Source organism: Streptomyces bullii, assembly GCF_042657145.1.
GTDB lineage: Bacteria > Actinomycetota > Actinomycetes > Streptomycetales > Streptomycetaceae > Streptomyces > Streptomyces bullii.
The window spans coordinates 588563-613270 of sequence record NZ_JBHSNY010000001.1; the positions used below are offsets into that span (position 1 = coordinate 588563).

A 24708-nucleotide genomic window follows, 5' to 3' on the forward strand; every position below is an offset into this window, starting at 1 on the left:
AGGAAAGGTCAATGGGGCCGGTTCACTTCAGTCGGCTCGCCGTCTCGATCGCCTGGGCCAGCCGGCGCACGTCCCGGTCCTCCGTCCTGGCCGCCAACGCGTCGGCCCGCTCGGTGAGTTCGGACAGGCTCGGGGCGCCCGGGAGGGTGCGGCCGGTGGTGCGGAGGTGGTCGGCGAAGTAGGCGGCGGTGGCGGTGACCTGGAGGCCGCGGCCGGCGGTCCAGACGGAGTCCTGCAGCTCGCCGGTCTCCAGGGCGCCGGTCTCCTCGTGGGGGGCGCGGGTGCTCGGGTCGAGCCAGCGGACGGTGGCGGTGGCGAGGTGGCCGTGGGCTCCGGACTTGGTGCGGACGGCGTACAGGGCGGTGACGATGTGGCCGGGGCCGACCTCGCCGCCGTCGACGCGGTCGTCGCGGAAGTCGTCGTCGGCGACACGGCGGTTGTCGTAGCCGATCAGGCGGTACCGGGTCACGGTCGCGGGGTCGAAGGCGACCTGGGCCTTGGCATCGCGGGCGGTCAGCTCCACGTGGCGCGGGAGCTGCTCGCAGAAGACCTCGCGGGCGTCGGCCGCGTTCGACACGTACACCGTGTGGCCGTCGCCCTTGTCGGCGAGGCGTTCCATCAGGGCGTCGCCGTAGTCGCTGCCGACGCCCACGCCGAAGAGGGTGATGCCGTGTTCACGGCGTTCGCCGGCGATCCGCTCCAGGATCGTGTCGGGGTCGGTGTCGCCGGTGTTGGCGAGGGCGTCGGAGACCAGGACGACCCGGTTGGTGGCGCCCGCGCGCAGGCCCTCGACGGCGGTGGCGTAGCCGGTCGCCACGCCCGCGCCGAGGTTGGTGGAGTCGGTGGGCTTTAGGCCCTCGATGGCCTCGTGGATCTCGTCGCGGTGGCCGTCGAGGCGGGTCATGGGCAGGACGGTCTCGGCCTCGTCGCTGAAGGTGACGATCGCGACGGAGTCGTCGTCGCGCAGCCGGTCCGTCATCACGGACAGGGACTGCTGGGCGAGGTCGAGGCGGCCCGGCTCGGCCATGGAGCCCGAGATGTCGATGACGAAGGTCAGGGCGGCGGGCGGACGTTCGCCGGAGTCCCCGGCGGGCCGGGTGGCCAGGCCGACGCGGACCAGGGACCAGTCCTCGTCGTCGGTGCGGGCGCCGTCGACGGTGACCGTGAACCCGTCGCCGTCCGGGCGCACGTAGTCCTGACGGAAGCTGTTGACGAACTCCTCCGGGCGGACCGTCGACGGCTCGGGCAGCCTGCCCTCGGCCAGGGCACGGCGGGCGTAGCCGTAGGAGGCGGTGTCGACGTCGAGCGCGAAGGTGGAGAGGTGGTCCTGCGACGGGCGGGTCCGGTCGCGGTTGAGGTCCTCGGGGCCGGCCGGGGCCGGGAGACCCGAGTGGTGATCGCCGCGGTCCACCGCGGAGTCGTGGCCGCCGGTGCCGCTCGCGCCGCAACCGGTGAGCAGCAGGCCGCCCGCCGTGGTGAGCGCGAGCAGCGTGCCGCGCAGCCTCCGTGCCGGGTGCGTCGTGCCCCGCTCTTGTCGCTTCATCGTCCGTAGCCCCCTGGTCCGTTGACTGGTCCGTCGACGTGACTGTGACGCCGTAGGGGGCCGAAACGTGCGGCACGGACCGTTGCGGATGCGTCTCGAAGAGGGCACGGAGGCGGCCCGTCGAGACCGGAGGGCGATCCTCCGTCGACCTAGGACACCACGTCCTTGCGGGCGAAACCCCTGAAGGCCAGGGCGAACAGCACGAGGGCGTACGTCACGGACAGGGCCGTGCCCTGGATCATGCGGGACCAGTCCATCTGCGGCTGCACGGCGTCCAGCCAGGCGTACTGCCAGTGCGCGGGCAGGAAGTCGCGCCAGTCGCCGAGGGCCGTCACCTCGTCGAGGACGCTGCCGATGATGGTCAGGAACACCGCGCCGCCGACCGCGCCCAGCGGCGCGTCCGTCCGGGTGGACAGCCAGAACGCCAGCGCGGCGGTGACCAGTTGGGACACGAAGACGTACGCCACCACGATCAGCAGGCGCTGGGCGGCCGTGCCGGTGGGCAGGGTGCCGCCGGTGGGCAGCTCCAGCGGACCCCAGCCGTACGCCGCCGTGCCGACGGCGAGGGCGACGACCGGCAGCAGCACCAGCGCGGCCAGGCTGAGGGTGAGGCCGACGACGAGCTTGGACCACAGCAGGCGGGCCCGCGGCACGGGCGCCGCCAGCAGGTAGCGCAGGGAGGACCAGCCGGCCTCCGAGGCGACCGTGTCCCCGCAGAACAGGGCGACGGGGATGACGAGCAGGAAGCCCGCGGAGGCGAAGAGGTTCACCGCGGCGAAGTTCGCACCGGACGCGGTGGCCGTGTCCATCAGGTTCACCCGGTCGTTGCCGGCGCCCGGTTCGCCGCCGATCCGGAAGGCGACGAGGAGGACGATCGGCAGGGCGAACAGGACCGCGCCCATGACGAGCGTGCGGCGCCGCTTCAGCTGCCGGACCAGCTCGACCCTCAGGGGCAGCGTGCGGCCCGCACGGTACCCGTCGGCCACTGCGGCGCGGTCGGCGAGCGTGCTCATGCTTCAGCTCCGATCAGGGTGAGGAAGGCGTCCTCCAGGCGGCGGTGGGGGCCGATCGACTCGACGGGCACCTCCAGGCGGACGAGTTCGGCGATCAGGCGCCGGGTCGTGCCGTCGGCGCCGAGGCGGACCAGGAGTCCGTCGTCGGTGCGCACGGCCGAGGCGACGCCCGGCAGCGCGGCGACCTTCTCGACGACCGCGTCCTCGACGGGCTCGGCCGTGCCCACCAGGAGGGTGTCGCCCGAGCCGACGATCTCCGCGACCGGGCCCGCCTGCACGAGTCGGCCGTGGTCCATGACCACCAGGTGGGTGCAGGTCTGCTCGACCTCCGCGAGGAGGTGGCTGGAGACGATGACCGTGCGCCCGGCCGCCGCGTACCGGATCATCACCTCGCGCATCTCGCGGATCTGGGGCGGGTCGAGGCCGTTGGTCGGTTCGTCGAGGATGAGCAGGTCGGGCAGGCCCAGCATGGCCTGGGCGATGGCGAGGCGCTGGCGCATGCCCTGGGAGTAGGTGCGGACCGTGCGGGCCAGCGCGTCGCCGAGCCCGGCGATCTGCAGGGCCTCGTCCAGGTGGGCGTCCTCGGGCGGGCGGCCGGTCGCGCGCCAGTACAGCTCCAGGTTCTCGCGGCCCGACAGGTGCGGCAGGAAACCCGCGCCCTCGACGAAGGCGCCGACCCGGGACAGCACCGGGGCGCCGGGGCGGATGGCGTGGCCGAAGACGCGGATGTCCCCGCCGTCCGGCGTGATCAGGCCCATCAGCATGCGCAGGGTCGTCGTCTTGCCCGCGCCGTTGGGGCCGAGCAGGCCCAGCACCTGGCCCTTCTCCACGCGGAAGGACAGGTCCCGGACCGCGTACCGGTCGGACGACTTCGCGTACCGCTTGGTCAGACCGGTGATCTCCAGGGGGACGTCGGCCAGCGCCGGGTCGGGGGCGGGTGTCGCCGTGCGGCGCCTGCTCGTCAGCAGCAGTGCCAGCGCGATGCCCGCGCCGGCGAGCGGCATCCAGAACACCCACGCGGGCAGCGGGCCGTCGGTGGCCGTGCCGGCCAGTGCCGTCGGGATCGCCAGGTCGCCCTTGAGGGAGACCGTGTACGTCGCCGGGGCCGTCGGGGAGGCGTAGCCGAGGTCCGTGGAGGACAGGACCAGGCGCAGCCGGTGGCCGTCGTCCACCTCATGGTCGATCGCCGGGAGGGTGATGCGGACGTCCCTGCCGGCCTTCGCGCCCTCCACCCTGACGGGCGTGACCGACTGCGAGGGCAGCACCGGCTGGGTGCGGCCCGGGCCGACGTCGTACACCTTCGCGAAGAGCACGGCGTCGTCGCTCGTCGACTTCACGTGCACCGTGACCGTCGGGGAGCCGGTGATCTGCACGTCGTCCCGGAACGGCGCGGACTCGAAGGCGGCGAACTGGCCCGGGAAGTCGAGGGACACGCCGATGCCGAGCGAGGAGAGCCGGCTGAGGCCCGCCGCGCTGCCGAGGCCGGGCAGGGCCGAGACGGCGGGCGGTGAGGCTCCGGCCGGGTTGTCGAAGCGCTGCTCGCGCCCGGTCAGGGGGATGGCGCGCGGGTCGCTCTCCAGACCGGGGTAGCGATCCGCGGTCACACCGCTGAGCCGGGGTTCGCCGTCGCCGGAGCCGGTGCCGAGGGTGCGGGTGACCCGGAAGGCGGGGCCGGTGTCGGTGCCCTTGTCGTCCTTGAGGTAGCGGTCGAACCACGCCTGTGCGCGACCCTGGACGCGGCCGGTCTCCAGGTCGCCGCCGTCGTGTCCGCCGGCGATCCAGTCGACGTCGACCGGTGCGCCGTTGGCGCGGATGGCCTTCGCCGCCTGGTCGGCCTGGTCGAGCGGGAAGAGGGAGTCGGACTGGCCCTGCACGAGCAGCGTGGGCACCTTGATGCGGTCGGCGACGGCGGACGGCGAGCGCTCCCGCAGCAGTTCGCTCGCCTCGGGGTACGGGGTGCCCGACTCGGCGACCCGCTCGTACATCCGGCACAGCGCGGGCTCGAACCGGTCGCAGCCGCCGCCGGTGTTGACGAAGATGCCGGCCCACAGCTTCTTGAACACGCCGTTCGGGAACAGCGCGTCGGCGAGGTTCCAGTACGTGATCGCGGGGGCGATGGCGTCCACCCGGCTGTCGTGGCCCGCCGCCAGCAGCGCGATCGCGCCGCCGTAGGAGGCGCCGGTCACGCCGACGCGCGGGTCGCCGGGCTTGTCGAGCTCGACCTGGGGCTGTTTGGCGAGCCAGTCGATCAGCTTGGACACGTCGGCGACTTCGCCCCGGGGGTCGTTCAGGCCGATCTTCCCCGTCGACCTGCCGAAGCCGCGCGCCGACCAGGTGAGCACCGCGTAGCCGTCCCGGGCCAGGTCCTCCGCCTGCCGGCGCACGTCGTCCTTGCTGCCGCCGAAGCCGTGGCCGATCAGGACGGCGGGGCGGCGGCCGGCCGCGCCGGAGGTGAAGTACGAGGTGTCGATGCGCACCCCGTCCCCCAGGGCCATGACCCGGTCGGTGCGCCGCACCGGGGGTGTGTCGTCGGAGGCGACGGCCGACCCCACCGTCCAGGTACCGGCGCCGGCGAGCACCACGACGGCGGGCCCGGCGGCGAGCAGCCGCCGGGGCCTTCGCAGCAGCGCCCGCCATCCGGGCAGTCGAAGATCCATGCGTCAACGGTACGGGGTGAAGCTGTCGGGAAGTTATCGACCGGAGGCCGAACTCCGGACCCTCCCTGGGAGGTACACGACCGCTGTGGCGTACCGCGGTCGTGGTACGGGCGGAGCCGCGATACAGCCCGCGCCCCGGTGAGGGCGCCTACGCCTCAGGGATCGACACGAGCCACCGCGTCTCCCGGCGGGGACGGAGGTAGAGGGCCCAGTACAGGGTGGCCGCCGCGGTGATGCCGCCCGTCCACAGCAGGTGGCTCGTCTCCTGTTGAGTGAGGATGTACGTGAGGACGACGATCAGCAGGGCCGGTGCCGCCGGCCACAGCGGCATGCGCCACGCGCGGGTGTGCCGGTGCGCGCCGCGCCGGGCGAGCAGGGCGGCGACCGCCACGAGCAGGTACATGCCGGTGACGGAGACCCCCGTGACGCCGTACAGGGTGTCCAGGTCGACGAAGCACAGGGCCGCGCCGGGCACGCCCACCGCGAGCGTCGACACCCACGGGGAGCCGAGGCGGCCGAGCTTGGCGAGAAGGTGGTTCACCGGCTCGGGCCAGGCCTTGTCGCGGGCCGAGGCGAAGAGCACGCGCGAGTTCTGGATGACCATGACGATGCCCGCGTTGACGATGGCCAGGGCCACGCAGAGGCTGACGAAGGTGCCGACGGCGGAGTTGGACCAGGCGGTGACCATGGTGCCGATGTCGCCGCCGGTCAGCGCCCGGAGGTCCGGGGCGCCGAGCGTGATGGCGGCGACCGGGACGAGGATGATCACCGCGGAGATGCCGAGGGTGGCGAGCACCGTGCGGGCGACCGTGCGGCGCGGGTTCTCCAGTTCCTCGGAGAGGTACACGGCGGTCGAGAAGCCCTGCGTGACGAAGAGCGCGATGGCGAGCCCGGAGACGACCAGCAGGGCCGTGACGGTGTCCGTGCCGCCGTCCGCGCCGGCGACCTTCATCGAGACCAGGGTGCCGGGGCCGCGCTCGGCGTGCGCGAAGCCCAGGACCGCGACCACGGCCGCGGCGACGACCTCCAGGACCAGGAAGACGCCGGTGATCCAGGCGTTGGCGCGCAGGTCGAGCAGCCCGGCGAGGGTGGCGAGCAGCATGACGCCGGCGCCGGCCGTCGACGCGTCGAGGTGCACGACCGGCGCGAGGTAGTCGGCCGTGCCCATCGCGATGACCGGCGGGACGATCATCACGACCAGCAGCGACAGCACGAACACCAGCCAGCCGGCCAGCCGCCCGGCCAGTGTCGAGACCATGGCGTACTCGCCGCCCGCGCTGGGGATCAGCGTGCCGAGCTCGGAGTAGCAGAACGCGACGGCGACGCAGAGCAGCGAGCCGATGGCGATGGTGAGCGCGGTGGCGGTGCCGAGCGAGCCGAACAGGTCGGGGACGACCACGAACAGCGTGGAGGCGGGCGTCACGCACGACAGCGTGAGCAGGGTGCCGCCGACCACGCCGATGGAACGCTTGAGCTTCAGGGGACTGCCCGGCGGCTGCGGGACGGCGGTCTCGACAGGGCGGAGCGTGTCGGTCATGCGGCGGTTCCGATCGACTCGTACGGCGCGTGCAGCGGGGATTGCGCTGCATGGAACCCCGACGGAAACCGTCACGTCAATAGCCGTTTACCTACGAAATCCGAAGCTACAAGCCGCTCTTCCTGTCCATTTGGTCACAACACCTCAGTCGGCTCGGGTTGCTTGGCGCCCTGCGGGAACCGCAGGGCGCCGCCCGGAAAAAACCTCAGTGGTTGCGCGGGAAGCCCAGGTCCACGCCCGCCGGAGCGTCCGCCGGGTCCGGCCAGCGGGTGGTGACGACCTTGCCGCGGGTGTAGAAGTGCGTGCCGTCGTTGCCGTAGATGTGGTGGTCGCCGAAGAGCGAGTCCTTCCAGCCGCCGAAGGAGTGGTAGCCGACGGGGACCGGGATCGGGACGTTCACGCCGACCATGCCGGCCTCGACCTCCAGCTGGAAGCGGCGGGCCGCGCCGCCGTCCCGTGTGAAGATCGCCGTGCCGTTGCCGAACGGCGAGCCGTTGATGAGGTCCAGCGCCTCCTCGTACGTCTCGGTGCGCAGCACGCACAGCACCGGGCCGAAGATCTCGTCCTGGTAGGCCTTGGCGGTGGTCGGCACCTTGTCCAGCAGCGAGATGCCGATCCAGTGGCCGTCCTCGTGGCCGTCGACGGTGTAGCCGGTGCCGTCCAGGACGACCTCGCAGCCCTCCTCGGCCGCGCCCGTCACGTACGACGCCACCTTGTCGCGGTGGGCCTTGGTGATCAGCGGGCCCATCTCGGACGCCGGGTCGTCGCCCGGGCCGATCTTGATCTTCTCGGCGCGCTCGCGGATCTTCTCCACCAGCGTGTCGCCGATCGCGCCGACCGCCACGACCGCCGAGATGGCCATGCAGCGCTCGCCGGCCGAGCCGTAGGCCGCCGAGACGGCCGCGTCGGCCGCCGCGTCCAGGTCGGCGTCGGGCAGGACCAGCATGTGGTTCTTCGCGCCGCCCAGGGCCTGGACGCGTTTGCCGTTGGCGGAGGCGGTGGTGTGGATGTAGCGGGCGATGGGGGTGGAGCCTACGAAGGAGACGGCCTTGACGTCCGGGTGCTCCAGCAGCCGGTCCACGGCCACCTTGTCGCCGTGCACGACGTTGAAGACGCCGTCCGGCAGCCCCGCCTCGGCGAGCAGCTCGGCGAGACGGACGGACGCCGACGGGTCCTTCTCGCTCGGCTTCAGCACGAAGGTGTTGCCGCACGCGATGGCCATCGGGAACATCCACATCGGCACCATCGCCGGGAAGTTGAACGGCGTGATACCCGCGACGACACCGAGGGGCTGCCGGATCGCGGCCACGTCGACCCGGTTGGCGACCTGCGTGGACAGCTCGCCCTTCAGCTGCACGTTGATGCCGCACGCCAGGTCGACGATCTCCAGACCGCGCGCGACCTCGCCGAGAGCGTCCGAGTGCACCTTGCCGTGCTCGGCGGTGATCAGCTCGGCGATCTCGTCGCGGTGCGCGTCCAGCAGCGCGCGGAACCGGAACAGGATGGACGTGCGCTGGGCCAGGGACGACTGGCCCCAGGTGGCGAAGGCCGCCTTGGCCGCCGCGACCGCCGCGTCCACCTCCTCGACCGAGGCGAACGCGACCTTCGTGGTCACCTCGCCGGTCGCCGGGTTCGTCACCGGCCCGTACGCACCCGAGGCGCCTTCGGCGGTCCTGCCGCCGATCCAGTGGTTGACGATCTTCGTCATGCCGGGGAACTCCTTCACAGATGGCGGCGTCGGGTGGCGACGTGCCGTTCGTACAGCTCACGTGCCTTGACCGCGGACGGCCGTGTCGCGGTCTCGGCCACGGGAACATCCCACCAGGCCTGGGCGGGCGGCGCGCCCGACACAGTGTCTGCCGTTTGGGTCTCCACGTAGACACATGTGGGAGTGTCCGCGGCCCGGGCCTCCGCCAGCGCCGCCCGCAGGTCCCGTACGGTCTTCGCGCGCAGCACCCGCAGGCCGAGGCTGGCCGCGTTGGCGGCCAGGTCGACCGGCAGCGGGGCGCCCGTGAACGTGCCGTCGTCGGACCGGTACCGGTAGGCGGTGCCGAACCGCTCGGCGCCCACCGTCTCCGACAGGCCGCCGATGGACGCGTACCCGTGGTTCTGCACGATGACCACCTTGACGGCGATGCCCTCCTGCACGGCCGTCACGAGCTCCGTCGGCATCATCAGGTACGTGCCGTCGCCGACCAGCGCCCACACGGGACGGTCGGGGGCCGCCAGCTTCACGCCGATCGCGGCGGGGATCTCGTAGCCCATGCAGGAGTAGCCGTACTCCAGGTGGTACTGGTCCGACGACCGGGTCCGCCACAGCTTGTGCAGGTCGCCGGGGAGGGAACCGGCCGCGTTGACGACGATGTCCGACTCGTCGACCAGCGCGTCCAGCATGCCCAGGACCTGCGGCTGGGTCGGCCGGATGTCGGGTTCGTCCGCCTCGTAACAGGCGTCGACGCGCTGCTCCCAGCGCTCCTTGTCCTCGGTGTACTCGCGGGCGTAGGAGTCGGTGACCCGGTAGGCGTGCATCTCCAGGGCCTCGGTCAGTTCCTCCAGGCCGCTGCGGGCGTCCGCGATCAGCGGCATCCCGGCGAGCTTGTGGCCGTCGAAGGGGGCGATGGTGAGGTTGAGGAAGCGGACGTCCTCGCCGGTGAACAGGGTGCCGGAGGCCGTGGTGAAGTCGGTGTAGCGGGTGCCGACGCCGATCACCAGGTCGGCGGTGCGGGCCAGTTCGTCGGCCGCGGCCGTGCCGGTGTGGCCGATGCCGCCGACGTCCTGGGGGTGGTCCCAGCGCAGGGAGCCCTTGCCGGCCTGGGTGGAGGCGACCGGGATGCCGGTGGTCTCGGCGAACTCGGCGAGCGCTTCCTCGGCGCGGCTGTGGTGCACGCCGCCGCCCGCGACGACCAGGGGCCGCCGTGCGGCCCGGACGGCCCGTACGGCCTCGGCGAGCTCCGTCGGGTCGGCGCCGGGACGCCGTACCACCCAGACGCGCTCGGCGAAGAACTCCTCCGGCCAGTCGTACGCCTCGGCCTGCACGTCCTGCGGGAGGGCGAGCGTGACCGCGCCCGTCTCGACCGGGTCGGTGAGCACCCGCATGGCCTGCAGGGCCGAGGGGATCAGGGCCTCGGGGCGCGTGATCCGGTCGAAGTACCGGGACACCGGGCGCAGGCAGTCGTTGACGGACACGTCGCCCGCGTACGGCACCTCCAGCTGCTGCAGGACCGGGTCGGCGGGCCGGGTGGCGAAGACGTCGCCGGGGAGCAGCAGCACCGGGAGGTGGTTGATGGTCGCGAGCGCGGCTCCGGTGACGAGGTTGGTGGCGCCCGGGCCGATGGAGGTCGTCACCGCGTGCGTCGACAGGCGGTTGGACTGGCGGGCGTAGCCGACCGCCGCGTGCACCATGGCCTGCTCGTTGCGGCCCTGGTGGTAGGGCATCACGGGGGATGCGGGGGAGGTCCCCCCACTGGGCACGGTCGCGTACTCGACGAGCGCCTGGCCGATCCCGGCGACGTTGCCGTGGCCGAAGATGCCCCACGTCGCGCCGATCAGCCGCCGCCGTACGCCGTCCCGCTCGGTGTACTGGGCGGCCAGGAAGCGGACGAGTGCCTGTGCGACCGTGAGCCTCGTCGTTGAGGTCATCGGTAACCCCCTGGGTTTCTCCGTGGTCCGGGTGGAAGCGGATCCGGCGGAGGCGGATCCGTCACTCCCGTACGGCTCCACCGTGCCGTATGACTCGACGGCGCGCGCACGGAAGGCCGGTGGACCCCCCGCCGCACGCGGCGTGACGCGGGTGGGGAACCTCCGGCGCGGGACCGTGGCGGGCGGGGAGTCGTCGCTCGCACTTCGCTCCTGCCAGGGCGAAGCGGACTCCCACGCCGGAGGCGATCGGGGGCCGGGCGGCGCGGTGCCCGCCCGGCAGGGGGACGGTGCCGGTCATACGGCGGCCCTCACAGCAGTCCTACGGCGGTGTCCACCGCGGCGGCCACGTCGCCGTCCGCCGGATACAGCAGCGAACGGCCGACGACGAGGCCGCGCACGGTGGGCAGTTGCAGGGCGCCGCGCCACTTCTCGTACGCGGCGGTCTGGTCGTCGCCGACCTCGCCCCCGAGGAGGACGGCGGGCAGGGTCGAGGCCGCCATGACCTCGGCCATGTCGTCGGGGTTCTCGGTGACCGGGACCTTCAGCCAGGTGTAGGCCGAGGTGCCGCCCAGCCCGGAGGCGATGGCGATCGACTTGGTGACGGCTTCGGCGGACAGGTCGTTGACGACCCGGCCCGTGGTGCTGCGGTGGCTGAGGAACGGCTCGACGAAGACCGGGAGGCGGCGCGCGGCCATGTCGTCGATGGCACGGGCGGTGGACTCCAGGGTGGTCAGCGAGCCCGGGTCGTCGTAGTCGACGCGCAGGAGCAGCTTGCCGGCGTCGAAGCGGAGACGCTCGATGTCCTCGGGGCGGTGGCCGGTGAAGCGGTCGTCGAGCTCGAAGCTGGCGCCCTGCAGACCGCCCCGGTTCATGGAGCCCATGACGACCTTGCCGTCCAGGGCGCCGAGCAGGAGCAGGTCGTCGAGGATGTCGGCGGTGGCCAGCACGCCGTCGACGCCGGGGCGGGACAGCGCCAGGCAGAGGCGTTCGAGGAGGTCGGCGCGGTTCGCCATGGCCAGGCGCCGGTCGCCGACGCCGAGCGCGCCGCGCGCCGGGTGGTCGGCGGCGACGATCATCAGCCGGCCGGAGTCGCCCAACAGCGGCCTGCGCACGCGGCGGGCGGCGGCCTCGGCCACGGCCTCGGGGCGGTGGACCCGCAGCCGGACGAGTTCGCAGACGTCGACGGTCACCGTACGGCCCCCGCGGTGAGCGCCGCCCGGACCTCGTCCGGGGTCGGCATGGCGGACGAGCACTCCAGGCGGGAGGCGACGATGGCGCCGGCGGCGTTGGCGTGCCGCATGGTCGTCTCCAGGTCCCAGCCGGCCAGCAGCCCGTGGCACAGGGAGCCGCCGAAGGCGTCGCCGGCGCCGAGCCCGTTGAGGACGCGCACGGGCAGGGGCGGCACCTCGGCCTGCTCGCCCTCCCGGTTGACGGCCAGGACGCCCTTCGGGCCCTGCTTGACGACCGCGAGCTCGACGCCGGCGTCGAGGAGGGCGCGGGCGGCGGCGTGGGGTTCGCGGACTCCGGTGGCGACCTCCACCTCGTCGAGGTTGCCGACGGCGACCGTGGTGTGGCGCAGGGCCTCCTGGTAGAAGGGCCGGGCCGCGTCCGGGTCCGTCCAGAACATGGGGCGCCAGTCGAGGTCGAAGACCGTCGTGCCCGACTTGGCGCGATGGGCGAGGGCGGCGAGGGTCGCCGTACGGCTCGGCTCCTCGCTCAGGCCCGTGCCGGTCATCCAGAAGATGCGGGTCTCACGGATGGCGTCGAGGTCGAGGTCGTGGGCGTCGATCTCCAGGTCGGGCGCCTTGGGCTGCCGGTAGAAGTACAGCGGGAAGTCGTCCGGCGGGAAGACCTCGCAGAAGGTGACCGGGGTCGGCAGGCCGGGCACCGCCGTGACCCAGCGGTCGTCGACACCGAAGTCGCGCAGGGCCTCGTGCAGGTAGGTGCCGAAGGGGTCGTCGCCGGTACGGGTGATCACCGCCGTACGGCGTCCGAGGCGGGCCGCGGCGACCGCGACGTTGGTGGCGGAGCCGCCGAGGAACTTGCCGAAGGACGTGACCTGCGGCAGCGGGACACCCGTCTGGAGCGGGTAGAGGTCCACTCCGATCCGCCCCATGGTGATCAGGTCGTACGCCATCGTGGTCCCTTCGGTATTGGCTCTCCCCGGCTTTGTAGTCCCGCACGCGAAGCCCTGTCAATGTTTTGTCCGGACATTCGGACCACACTTTGACAGCGCTTTCCGGGCTGTCCGGGAATGCGGGATTTCCTGCGGGGCGCACCTCCGGGGGGTGGGGCGGGTCCGGTGGCTCGCCGGCGTTCACGTGGCGTCCAGGCACGGGCCCCGCTGCTCCCGGGGGTTCGTGTCACGTCCGGGGACGGGCCCCCCGCCTCCCAGGAGTCGGCGGCCGGGGCCGCTGGGCGGCCCGCAGCGGGCCCGTACGGACGGCGGCCGGGCGTTTGGCGGGAGGGGGCCCGGGCCGACAGGCCGCCGCCGCGCACCGTGAGTCCACGGTCGTGGCGAGCAGCGGTCTTGGTGAGCCGTCCGCGTGCCCTCGCGTCAACGCGCCCCGCCGTCGGACCGTCGGGCTCGTTTGCCTCATCCGTGTCACAAAAGCCCGCTTCGTGTCACATGTGTCGCATGTACGCGGGCCTTCCGTCACACCCGTCGCACAGGCCCTGCCCTGTGATCACCGTGCGTCGTTGACCGGGCACATGGCTTGGTGATCGCCAGCGCACCCGGCTCCCCCGGACGGCCGCTTCCGGCCGCCGCCGCGGTGCGCGCAGGGAGGTGCAACTCATGACGGACCGAAGGCTCTGGTCCTACAAGGAGATCGCTGCCCACATCCGGGTGCAGCCGGACACCGTGCGCTCCTACCGCAAACACGGCTTGCTGCCCCCGCCGGACCACGTGGAGGGCGGCAAACCGTTCTGGTACGCGGACACGGTCCGGGCCTGGGTGGCCTCCAGGCCCGGCAACCGGGGGCGCAGAGCGGCTGAGGAGTCCTGACGGTCGCCGTGGGCCCGTCAGCCCGTCAGCCGTCGGCCCGTCAGCTCCAGGGCTCGGCGACCGTCACACCCGCCCCCGGCGCCGTCCCCATCGCCGCCAGCGCCGAGGGAACCGCGTCCAGCGTGATCGTGGACGTCACCAGGAGGTCGGGGCGCAGCACACCCGCCCGGACCAGCTCCAGCATCGGCGGATAGGTGTGCGCGGCCATGCCGTGGCTGCCGAGGAGTTCGAGCTCCAGGGCGATCGCGCGGGCCATCGGAACCGGCGTCGTACCGGCCGGCGAGGGCAGCAGACCGACCTGGACGTGTCGGCCGCGGCGGCGCAGGCCGTCGATGGAGGCGGCGCAGGTGGCTGGCGAGCCGAGAGCGTCCAGGGAGAGGTGGGCACCGCCGCCGGTGAGGTCACGGACCGCCGCCGCCGTGTCCTCGGCGCGCGAGGCGTCCACACACCGCGTCGCCCCGAACGTCCGCGCCAGGTCGAGCGCCTGGGGTGAGACGTCGACGGCGACGACCCGCGCCCCCGACGCCGCCGCGATCATCACCGCCGACAGGCCCACTCCCCCGCAGCCGTGCACCGCGACCCACTCCCCCGCCGCGACCCGCCCCTGCTGCACCACCGCCCGGTACGCCGTGGCGAACCGGCACCCCAGCGAGGCCGCCGTCGCGTACGACATCTCCTCGGGTACGGCGACGAGGTTCACGTCGGCGTGGTCCAGCGCCACGTACTGGGCGAAGCTGCCCCAGTGGGTGAAGCCGGGCTGAGTCTGCCGCTCGCAGACCTGCTGGTCGCCCGCCGCACAGGCCGGGCAGGTGCCACAGGCGCACACGAACGGCACGGTGACCCGGTCACCGGGGCGCCACCCGGTCACCCGGGCGCCCGCCTCCTCGACGACACCGGCGAGCTCATGCCCGGGCACGTGCGGCAGCGCGATGTCCGGGTCGTGCCCCTGCCAGCCGTGCCAGTCGCTGCGGCACAGCCCGGTGGCCTCGACCCGCACCACGACCCCGTGCTCGGCGGGCCGGGGGTCCGCCACCTCGCGCACTTCGGCCGGTTCCCCGTACTGCTCGAACACCACGGCCCGCATCCGCCGCCCTCGCCCTTCTGCTCGATGGCTCGCTCCGGCGGAACGCTATCCGCCCACCTCCACTCTGTCCCGCGCGCCCCGGCCCTCCTCTGTCTCGGCGACCGCCGGCCCCGCCTCCCCCTCGCTCATCCCGAACCGCTGATGGAAGCGCCGCAGCGGCCCCGGTGCCCACCAGGTCGCCCGTCCCGTGAGGCGCATGACCGCGGGGACCAGCAGGCTGCGGACGATCATCGCGTCCATGAGGACCGCCAGGGCGATGCCGAGGCCGAGCATCTTGGTGTTGGTGACGCGGGAGGTGCCGATGGCGATCATGACCACCGCCAGGATGACCGCCGCGGCGGTGATCAGACCGCCCGTGCGCTGCAGGCCGTGCCGGACCGCCTGATCGTGGTCGCCGGTGTGGTCGTACTCCTCCTTGATGCGGGAGAGGAGGAAGACGCCGTAGTCCATGGAGAGGCCGAAGGCCACGCAGAACATCAGGACCGGCAGTGTGGTCTCGATGGAGCCGGGACTGGTGAAGCCGAGCAGGCCGGAGAGGTGGCCGTCCTGGAAGACCCAGACGACCGCGCCGAACATCGCCGTCAGGCTCAGCGCGTTGAGGACCACCGCCTGGAGGGGGATCAGCACGCTGCCGGTCAGGAGGAAGACCAGGAGCAGGGTGACCAGGGCGATGAAGACGGCGGCCTCCGGCAGGCGTTGCGCTATCGCGTCCTTGGAGTCGACCAGGACGGCCGCCGCGCCGGTCACCTCGGTGTCGAAGGGGGCGTCCAGCGCCCGCAGTTCGCCCACCAGGCGCTGGGCGGGCTCGTCGACGGCCTCGCCCTCGGGCAGCACCGTGAAGTAGGCGGACTCGCCCTTGACGAGGGGCCCGTCGACCCGCAGGACGTCGGGCAGGCCGGCTATGCGCTGCTTGTAGGCGGTGTACTGCGCCTGGGTCGCGCGGCCCTCGGCGAGGACTTCCAGGCCGCCGCCGGGGCTGCCGGGAAAGTTCTCGCGGATGTGCTGCTGCACGGTGTGGGACTCGGCGGTCGAGGGCAGCTGACGGTCGTCGGCGGTGCCGAACCTCACGCCGAGGAACGGCAGTCCGAGCAGCACCAGCACGGCTGTGGTGCCGAGCGCGAAGAACGGGGCGCGGCGCATCACGAGCGTCGCCGCGCGGGCCCAGCCCCTGCCCTGCGCGTCGGGAGCCCGCGCGGGCCTGTCGCGGCGGAACAGGCGGCGCAGGTCCAGCGCGTTGACCCGGTGGCCGAGGAGCACGAGGGCCGCCGGGAGCAGGATCAGTGCGGCTGCCGCTGCCAGCAGGACGACGGCGATGCCGGCGTAGGCGAAGGAGCGCAGGAAGTACTGCGGGAAGAGCAGCATCGCCGCCAGGGAGACCGCCACCGTGAGGGCGGAGAAGAGCACGGTGCGGCCGGCCGTGCGCAGGGTCGTGGCGACCGCCGTCGACGGGTCGGCGCCGGCGGCGAGTTCCTCGCGGAAGCGGCGGACGATGAAGAGCGCGTAGTCGATGGCGAGGCCGAGGCCGAGTGCCGTCGTGAGGTTCAGCGCGAAGACGGACACGTCCGTGAGTTCGGTCAGGCCGCGCAGTACGGCGTTGGTGCCGAGGATGGCGACGATGCCGATGCCGAGCGGGAGCAGCGCGGCGATCGCGCTGCCGAAGACCATCACCAGCAGCACCAGCGTCACCGGCAGGGCGATCAGCTCGGCCCGGGTCAGGTCCTCCTGGATGATCGTCTGCATCTCGTGCCGCACGGCGACCGGGCCGCCGACGGCGACCTCCACCGGGCCGTGTCCGCCCCGGTAGCGGGGTGCGATGCGGTCGAGGGTCTCGCCGGCCTCCTTCTCGTCGCCCGTGAGGCGGGCGGCGATCAGCGCCTCGCGGCCGTCCTCGGCGCGCAGGGCGGGGGCGCCGGACTGCCAGTAGGAACCGACCCCCGTGACGCCCTTCTCGCCGGACAGGCGGGCGGCGAGGCGCCTGGCCTCGGCGGCGACCGCCGGGTCGTCGACCGAGGCGCGGCCCGCGTCGACGAGCAGCAGGAAGTTGGGCTGGGAGCCGGGGAACTCGCGCTCCAGTGCCTTGGTCGCGTACGTGGACCCGGCGTCCGGGTCCTCCCAGCCGCCGGCGCCCAGGCGGTCGGCGACCCCGCTGCCCGCCAGCACGGCGAGCACGGTGAGCACCAGGGCCGCCAGCAGCGACAGCCGGGGGCGGGCGGTGACGAGACGGGTCCACCTGCCCGCCCGGGGCGGCTTGTTGACTTCGGTCATCGTGCGGTGTCCCCTTCACCGTGAAGCCGTGCCCGACGCCTTTGCGCAGGCGGAAGGCATGGATCTGCCGTTGCCATAGACTGGCGAACACGAGAGATCGCTCGCGTTTCACAAGAATGCGAGCGGTCGCTCGCGTTTGTCAATCGCGTCCGAGGACCTGGGGATAACGCGTGCCCGACACGACCGAGAAGAGGCCCGAGAAGGAACCGGCGGCCGACGCCCGCCCACGCCGCCGCCAGGCGCGCGGCGAGCGGCGCATCGCGCAGCTGCTGGAGGCGGCCGCCTCCGTCTTCTGCACCACCGGCTACACGGCCGCCAGCACCAACGCCATCGCCCGCGAGGCGGGCGTCTCGCCGGGCACGCTGTACCAGTTCTTCCCGAACAAGGAAGCGATCGCGATCGAGCTGGGTGAGCGGCTCATGCACGAGATGCGGGAGACGTACAGCGAGGCCCTCGCGCCGATGGACCCGGCGACCCCGCTGGAGGAGGCCGTCGCCGCCGCGGTGGACCGCTTCATCGACTTCAACTGCCGCCATCCGGTGTTCTTCGCGCTCATGCACGGCCCCGACATCCCGGGCCGCATCGCCGAGGAGCACGACGCGCTGCACGCGACCCTGGTGAGCCGGGTCGAGGCGCTGCTGTCGCCGTACCTGCCGGACACCCCCGGACCGGACGTCGCCCGCACCGCGCGGATGTGCGTGGGCCTCTACAAGGCCGGCCTGGAACTGGTCCTCGCCCACGAGGGCGAGGAGCGGGAGGCGTACATCCGGGAGCTGAAGAACGTGCTCTACCGCTACCTCGAACCCCTCGTCATGGACTAATACCCCCTAGGGGTATACCCTGGTGACATGGCCCCTAGGGCCCCCTCAACCCCAACGGCCTCGATGAGGAGTAACGACATGACCGGCCAGACCGACACCCAGGGCCCCGTCACCACTGTCTACAAGGTGAGCGGAATGAGCTGCGGACACTGCGAGGGCGCCGTCTCCGGCGAGATCTCCCAGATCCCCGGCGTCAGTGCGGTGAAGGCCGTCGCCTCCAGCGGCGAGGTCACCGTCGTCTCCGCCGCCCCGCTCGACGAGGAGGCCGTGCGCGCCGCCGTCGACGAGGCCGGTTTCGAACTGACCGGCAAGGCCTGATCCACGCCCGAGCCGGGCACCCGCGACCCCGGGGCCGTGCCGCCGCCACCGGCCCCACGTCCCTGCGGCCCACACAGCCCGGCCCTCCCCGGCGAGGACTTACTGGAGTACGGACATGACCAGCACCACCGACCGGGCCCCGGCGGACACGACGCCCCGGGTGCGTGAGGTCGAGCTGCTCATCGGCGGGATGACCTGCGCCTCCTGCGCGGCCCGCGTCGAGAAGAAGCTCAACCGCATGGACGGCGTCACCGCGACGGTCAACTACGCCACGGAGAAGGCCCGGGTCACCTACCCCGCGGACACCGAGGTCGCCGACCTCATCGCGACGGTCGTGAAGACGGGGTACACCGCCGAGGAGCCCGCCCGGGAGAAGGCCCACGAGGAGAGCGCGGAGGAACCCGAGCTGTCGGCCCTGCGCCGGCGCCTCGCCGTCTCGGTGCTCCTCGCCCTCCCCGTCGTGCTGCTGGCGATGGTCCCCGCCCTCCAGTTCGACAACTGGCAGTGGCTCTCGCTCGCCCTCGCCGCACCCGTCGTGGTCTGGGGCGGCCTGCCCTTCCACAGGGCCGCCTGGACGAACGCGCGGCACGCCGCGGCCACCATGGACACGCTGGTCTCCCTCGGCACGCTGGCGGCGTTCGGCTGGTCGCTGTGGGCGCTGTTCCTCGGCGACGCGGGCATGCCGGGCATGCGGCACCCCTTCGAACTGACCGTCTCCCGCGCGGACGGCGCCTCGACGGTCTACCTGGAGGTGGCCGCCGGCGTCACCGCCTTCATCCTGCTCGGCCGCTACCTGGAGGCCCGTTCCAAGCGCCGCGCCGGAGCGGCCCTGCGCGCCCTCATGGAACTGGGCGCCAAGGACGTCGCCGTGCTGCGCGACGGACAGGAGGTGCGCATACCGGCGGACCGGCTGGCCGTCGGCGACCGGTTCGTCGTACGGCCCGGCGAGAAGATCGCCACCGACGGGACCGTGGTGGACGGCACCGGCGCGGTCGACGCCTCCATGCTGACCGGCGAGTCGGTGCCGGTGGACGTGACCGTCGGCGACGCGGTCACCGGCGCCACGGTCAACGCCGGCGGCCGGATCGTCGTCGAGGCCACCCGCGTCGGCGCCGACACACAGCTCGCGCGGATGGCGAAGCTGGTGGAGGAGGCGCAGAACGGCAAGGCCGAGGTGCAGCGACTGGCCGACCGGATCTCCGCCGTCTTCGTGCCGGTGGTGCTGCTGATCGCGGCCGGCACGGCGGGGGCGTGGCTCGGCCTGACCGGTGACGCGGTCGCCGCGTTCACCGCCGCCGTCGCGGTCCTGATCATCGCCTGCCCGTGCGCCCTGGGCCTCGCCACACCGACCGCGCTGATGGTCGGCACCGGGCGCGGCGCGCAGCTCGGCATCCTGATCAAGGGCCCGGAGGTGCTGGAGTCCACGCGCCGGGTCGACACGGTCGTCCTGGACAAGACCGGCACCGTCACCACCGGCCGTATGACCCTCCAGGAGGTGTACGTCGCCGAGGGCACGGACGAGAAGCAGGTGCTGCGGCTGGCCGGCGCGCTGGAGCACGCCTCCGAACACCCCGTCGCCCGGGCCGTCGCCGCGGGCGCGGCGGAGCGCGTCGGGACGCTGCCCGAGGCCGAGGGCTTCGAGAACGTTCCCGGCCGGGGCGTACGCGGGTGCGTGGAGGGCCGTGAGGTGGCCGCGGGCCGCCTCTTCGACCGCCTTCCGGAGGAGTTGGCCCGGGCCCGCCGCGAGGCCGAGGAGAACGGCCGTACGGCCGTCGTGGTCGGCTGGGACGGGGCGGCGCGCGGTGTGCTCGCCGTGGCGGACGCGGTCAAGGAGACCAGCGCCGAGGCGGTGCGCGAGCTGCGGGCGCTGGGACTTACGCCGGTGCTGCTGACGGGGGACAACCGGACGGTGGCCGAGGCGGTGGCCCGGGCGGTCGGCATCGACGCCGGCGACGTGGTCGCCGAGGTGCTGCCGGAGGACAAGGTCGCCGTCGTACGGCGGCTCCAGGGCGAGGGCCGGCGCGTGGCCATGGTGGGCGACGGCGTCAACGACGCGGCCGCGCTCGCCGCCGCCGATCTGGGCCTGGCCATGGGCACCGGCACGGACGCGGCGATCGAGGCCGGTGACCTCACGCTGGTCCGCGGCGATCTGCGGGTGGCCGCCGACGCGATCCGGCTGTCGCGCCGGACCCTGGCGACGATCAAGGGCAATCTGGTGTGGGCCTTCGGCTACAACGTGGCCGCGCTGCCGCTGGCCGCGGCCGGGCTGCTGAACCCGATGATCGCGGGGGCCGCAATGGCGTTCTCGTCGGTGTTCGTGGTGACGAACAGCCTCCGGCTCCGGGCGTTTCGCTGAGTTCGCAGCGCGTTCGCGGAGGTTTGCAGGGGGAGTCCCTCTGGAGTCCGGTACGACCCTCACATAAGCTCTTCACAAGCCTCGCGCATCTTCCTTACGCTTGGGTCTCGTTCGGTGTATCCGGGCTCTTGCGTACCTAAAGGACATATGCAAGAGACGCAGATCACAGTGATGTGAACGTAACCATCGAAGGGGTTCGAAGGTCTAAGTTGGCGATGTCGGGCAGCGTCTTGGGGGGCGCTTCCTGGCATCTGAGGATGTCTTGGGGGACTTCCTCAGAGATGCGTTGCCGGGACACGTACACCGGGAAGCTTTGAGCGGCCCTCCCGACGTGCGCTGTCCCGGCAGACCGCACAGCGGTACCCGAGTGCGACGAGTTTTGCTCGTTTCGCTCACACAGCGATTCAGGCGCTGTCCTCACAGACGCCCGGCCGGATCCCGTGGGGGGAATCCGCACCGGGACATGGGAAGGCGCCCTGGTCGTCGGCCCGTGGGGGGACCGGCGCCGGGGCGCCTTCTTTTTTCCGCTGTTCCCGAGGCCCGCCTCGTCCGCTGCGCCAGGGGGCCCGCCTCGCGGTCAGGCCCCCGGTGGCGGTCAGAAGGTCAGCGCTCCTCGACCGGAACGAAGTCGCGCTCCACCACGCCGGTGTAGATCTGGCGCGGGCGGCCGATGCGCGAACCCGGCTCCTTGATCATCTCGTGCCACTGGGCGATCCAGCCCGGCAGCCGGCCGAGGGCGAACAGGACCGTGAACATCTCGGTCGGGAAGCCCATCGCCCGGTAGATCAGGCCGGTGTAGAAGTCGACGTTCGGGTAGAGGCTGCGCGAGACGAAGTAGTCGTCGGAGAGCGCGTGCTCCTCCAGCTTCAGCGCGATGTCCAGCAGCTCGTCGGACTTGCCGAGGGCGGACAGCACGTCGTGCGCGGCGGCCTTGATGATCTTGGCCCGGGGGTCGAAGTTCTTGTAGACCCGGTGGCCGAAGCCCATCAGGCGGACGCCGTCCTCCTTGTTCTTCACCTTGCGGATGAAGGAGTCGACGTCGCCGCCGGAGTCGCGGATGCCCTCCAGCATCTCCAGCACCGACTGGTTGGCGCCGCCGTGCAGCGGGCCCCACAGGGCGTTGATGCCGGCGGAGATCGAGGCGAACATGTTCGCCTGCGAGGAGCCGACCAGGCGGACCGTGGAGGTCGAACAGTTCTGCTCGTGGTCCGCGTGCAGGATCAGCAGCTTGTCCAGCGCGGAGACCACGATCGGGTCGAGCTCGTACTCCTGCGCGGGGACCGAGAACGTCATGCGCAGGAAGTTCTCGACGTAGCCGAGGTCGTTGCGCGGGTAGACGAACGGGTGACCGATCGACTTCTTGTACGCGTACGCCGCGATCGTCGGGAGCTTGGCGAGCAGGCGGATCGTGGAGAGGTTGCGCTGCCGCTCGTCGAACGGGTTGTGGCTGTCCTGGTAGAAGGTGGACAGCGCCGAGACGACCGACGAGAGCATGGCCATCGGGTGGGCGTCGCGCGGGAAGCCCTTGTAGAAGTTCTTGACGTCCTCGTGCAGCAGGGTGTGCTGCGTGATGTCGTTCCGGAACGCGGTGAGCTGGTCGACGGTCGGCAGCTCGCCGTTGATCAGCAGGTAAGCGACCTCCAGGAACGTGGAGCGCTCGGCCAGCTGCTCGATCGGGTAGCCGCGGTACCGGAGGATGCCGGCCTCGCCGTCCAGGTAGGTAATAGCGGATTTGTAGGCGGCGGTGTTGCCGTAGCCGCTGTCCAGTGTCACCAGACCGGTCTGGGCGCGGAGCTTGCCGATGTCGAAGCCCTTGTCGCCGACGGTGCTGTCGATCACCGGGTAGGTGTACTCGTTGCCGTCGTACCGCAGTACTACAGAGTTGTCGCTCACGTCTTCCCTCACCGACGTTGTGCCTCATCTTCGAGGTGCCCTGACTGTCTCTACCATCCCCCACTTGGCTCAGGAGAGTGCACTCGGGGTCGGGCATTGGGCTTACTGGCGGCACTCAGTGCCGCCAACTTGCTCATCCTGCCCGCTGTGTTCCCCAACTGGAAGTGCCTTGTGACCTTTGCGACTCGTTTGATCGATCATTTTTTGGGATGTCCGTCGCGAAGGGCCCGTGAGGCCTGTCTCCCAGGGTGTTTTCAACCCTCCAGAGCGCGGGGTGCGAGCCGGAAGTCGAGTGCCGTGCAGCGCCGGCCCGCCGACACCGTGCGCACCGCCTGTCCGATCGCCTTGCGTGAGCCGACGAGGACGACCAGCCGCTTGGCGCGGGTGACCGCCGTGTACAGCAGGTTCCGCTGGAGCATCATCCAGGCGCCCGTGGTGACCGGGATGACGACCGCCGGATACTCGCTGCCCTGGGAGCGGTGGATGGTCACGGCGTACGCGTGAGCCAGCTCGTCGAGCTCGTCGAACTCGTAGGGAACCTCCTCGTCCTCGTCCGTCAGCACCGTCAGACGCTGGTCGACCGGGTCGAGCGAGGTGACCACGCCCACGGTGCCGTTGAAGACACCGTTCTTGCCCTTCTCGTAATTGTTGCGAATCTGAGTGACCTTGTCGCCGACACGGAACACACGTCCACCGAACCTTTTCTCGGGCAGGTCGGGACGGCCGGGGGTGACGGCCTGCTGGAGCAGGCCGTTGAGGGTGCCCGCTCCGGCCGGGCCGCGGTGCATCGGGGCCAGCACCTGGACGTCCCGGCGCGGGTCCAGCCCGAACCGGGCCGGGATACGGCGGGCCGCGACGTCCACGGTGAGCCGTCCGGCGGCCTCCGTGTCGTCCTCGACGAAGAGGAAGAAGTCCTTCATGCCGTCGGTGACCGGGTGCTGTCCGGCGTTGATGCGGTGCGCGTTGGTCACCACCCCCGACTGCTGGGCCTGGCGGAAGACGCGGGTGAGACGGACGGCGGGGATCGGACCGCCGTCCGCCAGGAGGTCCCGCAGCACCTCGCCCGCGCCGACGCTGGGCAGCTGGTCCACGTCCCCGACGAAGAGCAGGTGCGCGCCCGGGGGCACGGCCTTGACCAGCTTGTTGGCGAGCAGCAGGTCCAGCATGGACGCCTCGTCGACCACCACCAGGTCGGCGTCCAGCGGGCGGTCCCGGTCGTAGGCGGCGTCGCCGCCGGGCTTCAGCTCCAGCAGGCGGTGGACCGTGGAGGCCTCGGCGCCGGTGAGCTCCGACAGGCGCTTGGCGGCCCGGCCGGTCGGGGCGGCCAGCACCACCTTCGCCTTCTTGGCGCGGGCCAGCTCCACGATCGAGCGCACCGTGAAGGACTTGCCGCAGCCGGGGCCGCCGGTGAGGACGGCCACCTTCTGGGTGAGGGCGAGTCTGACGGCCGCCTCCTGCTCGGGGGCGAGATCGGCCCCCGTACGGCCCCTGAGCCACCCCAGGGCCTTGTCCCAGTCCACCTGCCGGAAGCCCGGCATACGGTCCTCCTCGGTGCGCAGCAGGCGCAACAGCTGGGCGGACAGGGAGAGTTCGGCACGGTGGAAGGGCACGAGGTACACGGCGGTGACGGGCTCCGGGCCGCCGTCCGGGCCGGGCACCTTCTCCCGTACGACGCCGGGGTCCTCGCCCTCCTCCGCCGGCTCGGCGAGCTCGGCGAGGCACTCGATGACGAGGCCGGTGTCGACCTGGAGCAGCTTGACCGCGTCCTTGATCAGCTGCTCCTCCGGCAGGAAACAGTGGCCCTGGTCGGTGGACTGCGACAGCGCGTACTGCAGGCCTGCCTTGACGCGCTCCGGGCTGTCGTGCGGGATGCCGACGGACCGGGCGATCTTGTCGGCGGTGAGGAAGCCGATGCCCCAGACGTCGGCGGCCAGCCGGTAGGGCTGGTTCTTCACGACGGAGATCGAGGCGTCGCCGTACTTCTTGTAGATGCGCACCGCGATCGACGTGGAGACCTCGACGGTCTGGAGGAAGAGCATGACCTCCTTGATCGCCTTCTGCTCCTCCCAGGCGTCGGCGATCTTCTTCGTGCGCTTGGGCCCGAGCCCGGGCACCTCGATGAGCCGCTTCGGCTCCTCCTCGATGATCCTCAGCGTGTCCAGGCCGAAGTGCTGGGTGATGCGGTCGGCGAAGACCGGGCCGATGCCCTTGACCAGGCCCGAGCCGAGGTAGCGGCGGATGCCCTGGACGGTGGCGGGCAGGACGGTCGTGTAGTTCTCCACGTGGAACTGCCTGCCGTACTGCGGGTGGGAGCCCCAGCGGCCCTCCATGCGCAGGGACTCACCGACCTGGGCGCCGAGCAGCGCGCCGACGACCGTGAGGAGGTCGCCGCCTCCCCGGCCGGTGTCGACGCGTGCGACCGTGTAGCCGTTCTCCTCGTTGGCGTACGTGATGCGTTCCAGGACGCCTTCGAGGACGGCCGGTCGTCGCTCCCCGTTCCCCGCGCGTGGGGAACTCCCCGCCTGGTTGGACATGATCCGACCGTACCGCCCGGGTCCGACAGTGGCGGCGGCCT

At 72.1% G+C, this 24708-nt stretch carries 16 protein-coding genes and 1 pseudogene; 4 read left to right on the plus strand and 13 right to left on the minus strand.

Annotated elements, in window-relative coordinates:
- Nucleotides 1-22 precede the first annotated feature (22 nt).
- The 9 genes and pseudogenes from ACFPZJ_RS02685 to iolC all read right to left on the minus strand — a co-directional run bounded on the left by ACFPZJ_RS02685 (nt 23) and on the right by iolC (nt 12526).
- Nucleotides 23-1543: a vWA domain-containing protein gene (locus tag ACFPZJ_RS02685; RefSeq protein WP_381016560.1), complete on the minus strand. Its 1521-nt coding sequence runs from the start codon at nt 1541-1543 to the stop codon at nt 23-25.
- Between the two features lie 149 nt (nt 1544-1692).
- Nucleotides 1693-2556, minus strand: coding sequence for an ABC transporter permease (locus ACFPZJ_RS02690; RefSeq protein WP_381016563.1), 864 nt, complete (start codon nt 2554-2556; stop codon nt 1693-1695).
- Nucleotides 2553-5213 carry a CocE/NonD family hydrolase gene (locus ACFPZJ_RS02695; RefSeq protein WP_381016565.1) on the minus strand — a complete coding sequence of 887 codons (2661 nt, stop codon included), beginning with the start codon at nt 5211-5213 and terminating at the stop codon, nt 2553-2555. Before ACFPZJ_RS02695 ends, ACFPZJ_RS02690 begins: the two co-directional genes overlap by 4 nt.
- Nucleotides 5214-5361: 148 nt before the next feature.
- Complete coding sequence (locus ACFPZJ_RS02700) at nt 5362-6750, minus strand: APC family permease (RefSeq protein ID WP_381016568.1); 1389 nt, start codon at nt 6748-6750, stop codon at nt 5362-5364.
- Between the two features lie 205 nt (nt 6751-6955).
- Nucleotides 6956-8458 carry a CoA-acylating methylmalonate-semialdehyde dehydrogenase gene (mmsA, locus tag ACFPZJ_RS02705; protein WP_381016571.1) on the minus strand — a complete coding sequence of 501 codons (1503 nt, stop codon included), beginning with the start codon at nt 8456-8458 and terminating at the stop codon, nt 6956-6958.
- A gap of 14 nt (nt 8459-8472) precedes the next feature.
- Nucleotides 8473-10389, minus strand: a complete 1917-nt coding sequence (gene iolD, locus ACFPZJ_RS02710) for a 3D-(3,5/4)-trihydroxycyclohexane-1,2-dione acylhydrolase (decyclizing) (RefSeq protein ID WP_381016574.1) — start codon at nt 10387-10389, stop codon at nt 8473-8475.
- Nucleotides 10390-10543: 154 nt separating this feature from the next.
- Nucleotides 10544-10654, minus strand: a pseudogene (locus tag ACFPZJ_RS02715) (5-deoxy-glucuronate isomerase); the annotation flags it as partial.
- A 43-nt stretch (nt 10655-10697) separates the two neighbouring features.
- Entirely contained in the window at nt 10698-11579 is an 882-nt protein-coding gene (locus tag ACFPZJ_RS02720) for a Cgl0159 family (beta/alpha)8-fold protein (RefSeq protein ID WP_381016576.1), read from the minus strand.
- Nucleotides 11576-12526 (minus strand): 5-dehydro-2-deoxygluconokinase, encoded by a 951-nt coding sequence (gene iolC / locus ACFPZJ_RS02725; RefSeq protein WP_381016579.1) that lies wholly within the window; start codon nt 12524-12526, stop codon nt 11576-11578. The genes ACFPZJ_RS02720 and iolC overlap by 4 nt, the downstream gene beginning before the upstream one ends.
- A 660-nt stretch (nt 12527-13186) precedes the next feature.
- Here iolC and ACFPZJ_RS02730 point away from each other — a divergent pair.
- Nucleotides 13187-13396, plus strand: a complete 210-nt coding sequence (locus ACFPZJ_RS02730; RefSeq protein ID WP_381016580.1) for a helix-turn-helix transcriptional regulator — start codon at nt 13187-13189, stop codon at nt 13394-13396.
- 40 nt (nt 13397-13436) lie between these two features.
- Here the strand turns inward: ACFPZJ_RS02730 and ACFPZJ_RS02735 are convergent, their stop codons facing one another.
- On the minus strand, nt 13437-14480 hold the full coding sequence (locus ACFPZJ_RS02735; RefSeq protein ID WP_381016583.1) for a zinc-dependent alcohol dehydrogenase family protein: 1044 nt from the start codon (nt 14478-14480) through the stop codon (nt 13437-13439).
- Nucleotides 14481-14525: 45 nt separating this feature from the next.
- Nucleotides 14526-16745, minus strand: coding sequence for an MMPL family transporter (locus ACFPZJ_RS02740; RefSeq protein ID WP_381016586.1), 2220 nt, complete (start codon nt 16743-16745; stop codon nt 14526-14528).
- Between the two features lie 170 nt (nt 16746-16915).
- Between ACFPZJ_RS02740 and ACFPZJ_RS02745 the strand changes: the two genes are divergently transcribed.
- The 3 genes from ACFPZJ_RS02745 to ACFPZJ_RS02755 all read left to right on the plus strand — a co-directional run bounded on the left by ACFPZJ_RS02745 (nt 16916) and on the right by ACFPZJ_RS02755 (nt 20240).
- Nucleotides 16916-17566 carry a TetR/AcrR family transcriptional regulator gene (locus ACFPZJ_RS02745; protein ID WP_381016588.1) on the plus strand — a complete coding sequence of 217 codons (651 nt, stop codon included), beginning with the start codon at nt 16916-16918 and terminating at the stop codon, nt 17564-17566.
- 78 nt (nt 17567-17644) lie between these two features.
- A complete protein-coding gene (locus ACFPZJ_RS02750; protein WP_381016591.1) occupies nt 17645-17884 on the plus strand; it encodes a heavy-metal-associated domain-containing protein in 240 nt (79 codons plus the stop codon).
- 115 nt (nt 17885-17999) lie between these two features.
- The gene (locus tag ACFPZJ_RS02755) at nt 18000-20240 is read left to right on the plus strand and encodes a heavy metal translocating P-type ATPase (RefSeq protein WP_381016594.1); all 2241 of its coding nucleotides are present in this window, start codon (nt 18000-18002) and stop codon (nt 20238-20240) included.
- A gap of 603 nt (nt 20241-20843) precedes the next feature.
- Here ACFPZJ_RS02755 and ACFPZJ_RS02760 read toward each other — a convergent pair.
- A complete protein-coding gene (locus ACFPZJ_RS02760) occupies nt 20844-22133 on the minus strand; it encodes a citrate synthase (protein WP_381016597.1) in 1290 nt (429 codons plus the stop codon).
- Between the two features lie 254 nt (nt 22134-22387).
- Nucleotides 22388-24667 (minus strand): SF1B family DNA helicase RecD2, encoded by a 2280-nt coding sequence (recD2, locus tag ACFPZJ_RS02765; RefSeq protein WP_381016599.1) that lies wholly within the window; start codon nt 24665-24667, stop codon nt 22388-22390.
- Between the last annotated feature and the right edge of the window lie 41 nt (nt 24668-24708).

Excerpts from the sequence above, each read along its gene's own strand:
- mmsA (WP_381016571.1), bottom strand. The coding sequence starts at position 8,458 with ATGACGAAGATCGTCAACCACTGGATCGGCGGCAGGACCGCCGAAGGC.
- ACFPZJ_RS02740 (WP_381016586.1), bottom strand. The coding sequence starts at position 16,745 with ATGACCGAAGTCAACAAGCCGCCCCGGGCGGGCAGGTGGACCCGTCTC.
- ACFPZJ_RS02690 (WP_381016563.1), bottom strand. The coding sequence starts at position 2,556 with ATGAGCACGCTCGCCGACCGCGCCGCAGTGGCCGACGGGTACCGTGCG.
- recD2 (WP_381016599.1), bottom strand. The coding sequence starts at position 24,667 with ATGTCCAACCAGGCGGGGAGTTCCCCACGCGCGGGGAACGGGGAGCGA.
- ACFPZJ_RS02700 (WP_381016568.1), bottom strand. The coding sequence starts at position 6,750 with ATGACCGACACGCTCCGCCCTGTCGAGACCGCCGTCCCGCAGCCGCCG.
- ACFPZJ_RS02750 (WP_381016591.1), top strand. The coding sequence starts at position 17,645 with ATGACCGGCCAGACCGACACCCAGGGCCCCGTCACCACTGTCTACAAG.
- ACFPZJ_RS02755 (WP_381016594.1), top strand. The coding sequence starts at position 18,000 with ATGACCAGCACCACCGACCGGGCCCCGGCGGACACGACGCCCCGGGTG.
- iolD (WP_381016574.1), bottom strand. The coding sequence starts at position 10,389 with ATGACCTCAACGACGAGGCTCACGGTCGCACAGGCACTCGTCCGCTTC.
- ACFPZJ_RS02730 (WP_381016580.1), top strand. The coding sequence starts at position 13,187 with ATGACGGACCGAAGGCTCTGGTCCTACAAGGAGATCGCTGCCCACATC.
- ACFPZJ_RS02695 (WP_381016565.1), bottom strand. The coding sequence starts at position 5,213 with ATGGATCTTCGACTGCCCGGATGGCGGGCGCTGCTGCGAAGGCCCCGG.
- ACFPZJ_RS02685 (WP_381016560.1), bottom strand. The coding sequence starts at position 1,543 with ATGAAGCGACAAGAGCGGGGCACGACGCACCCGGCACGGAGGCTGCGC.
- iolC (WP_381016579.1), bottom strand. The coding sequence starts at position 12,526 with ATGGCGTACGACCTGATCACCATGGGGCGGATCGGAGTGGACCTCTAC.
- ACFPZJ_RS02735 (WP_381016583.1), bottom strand. The coding sequence starts at position 14,480 with ATGCGGGCCGTGGTGTTCGAGCAGTACGGGGAACCGGCCGAAGTGCGC.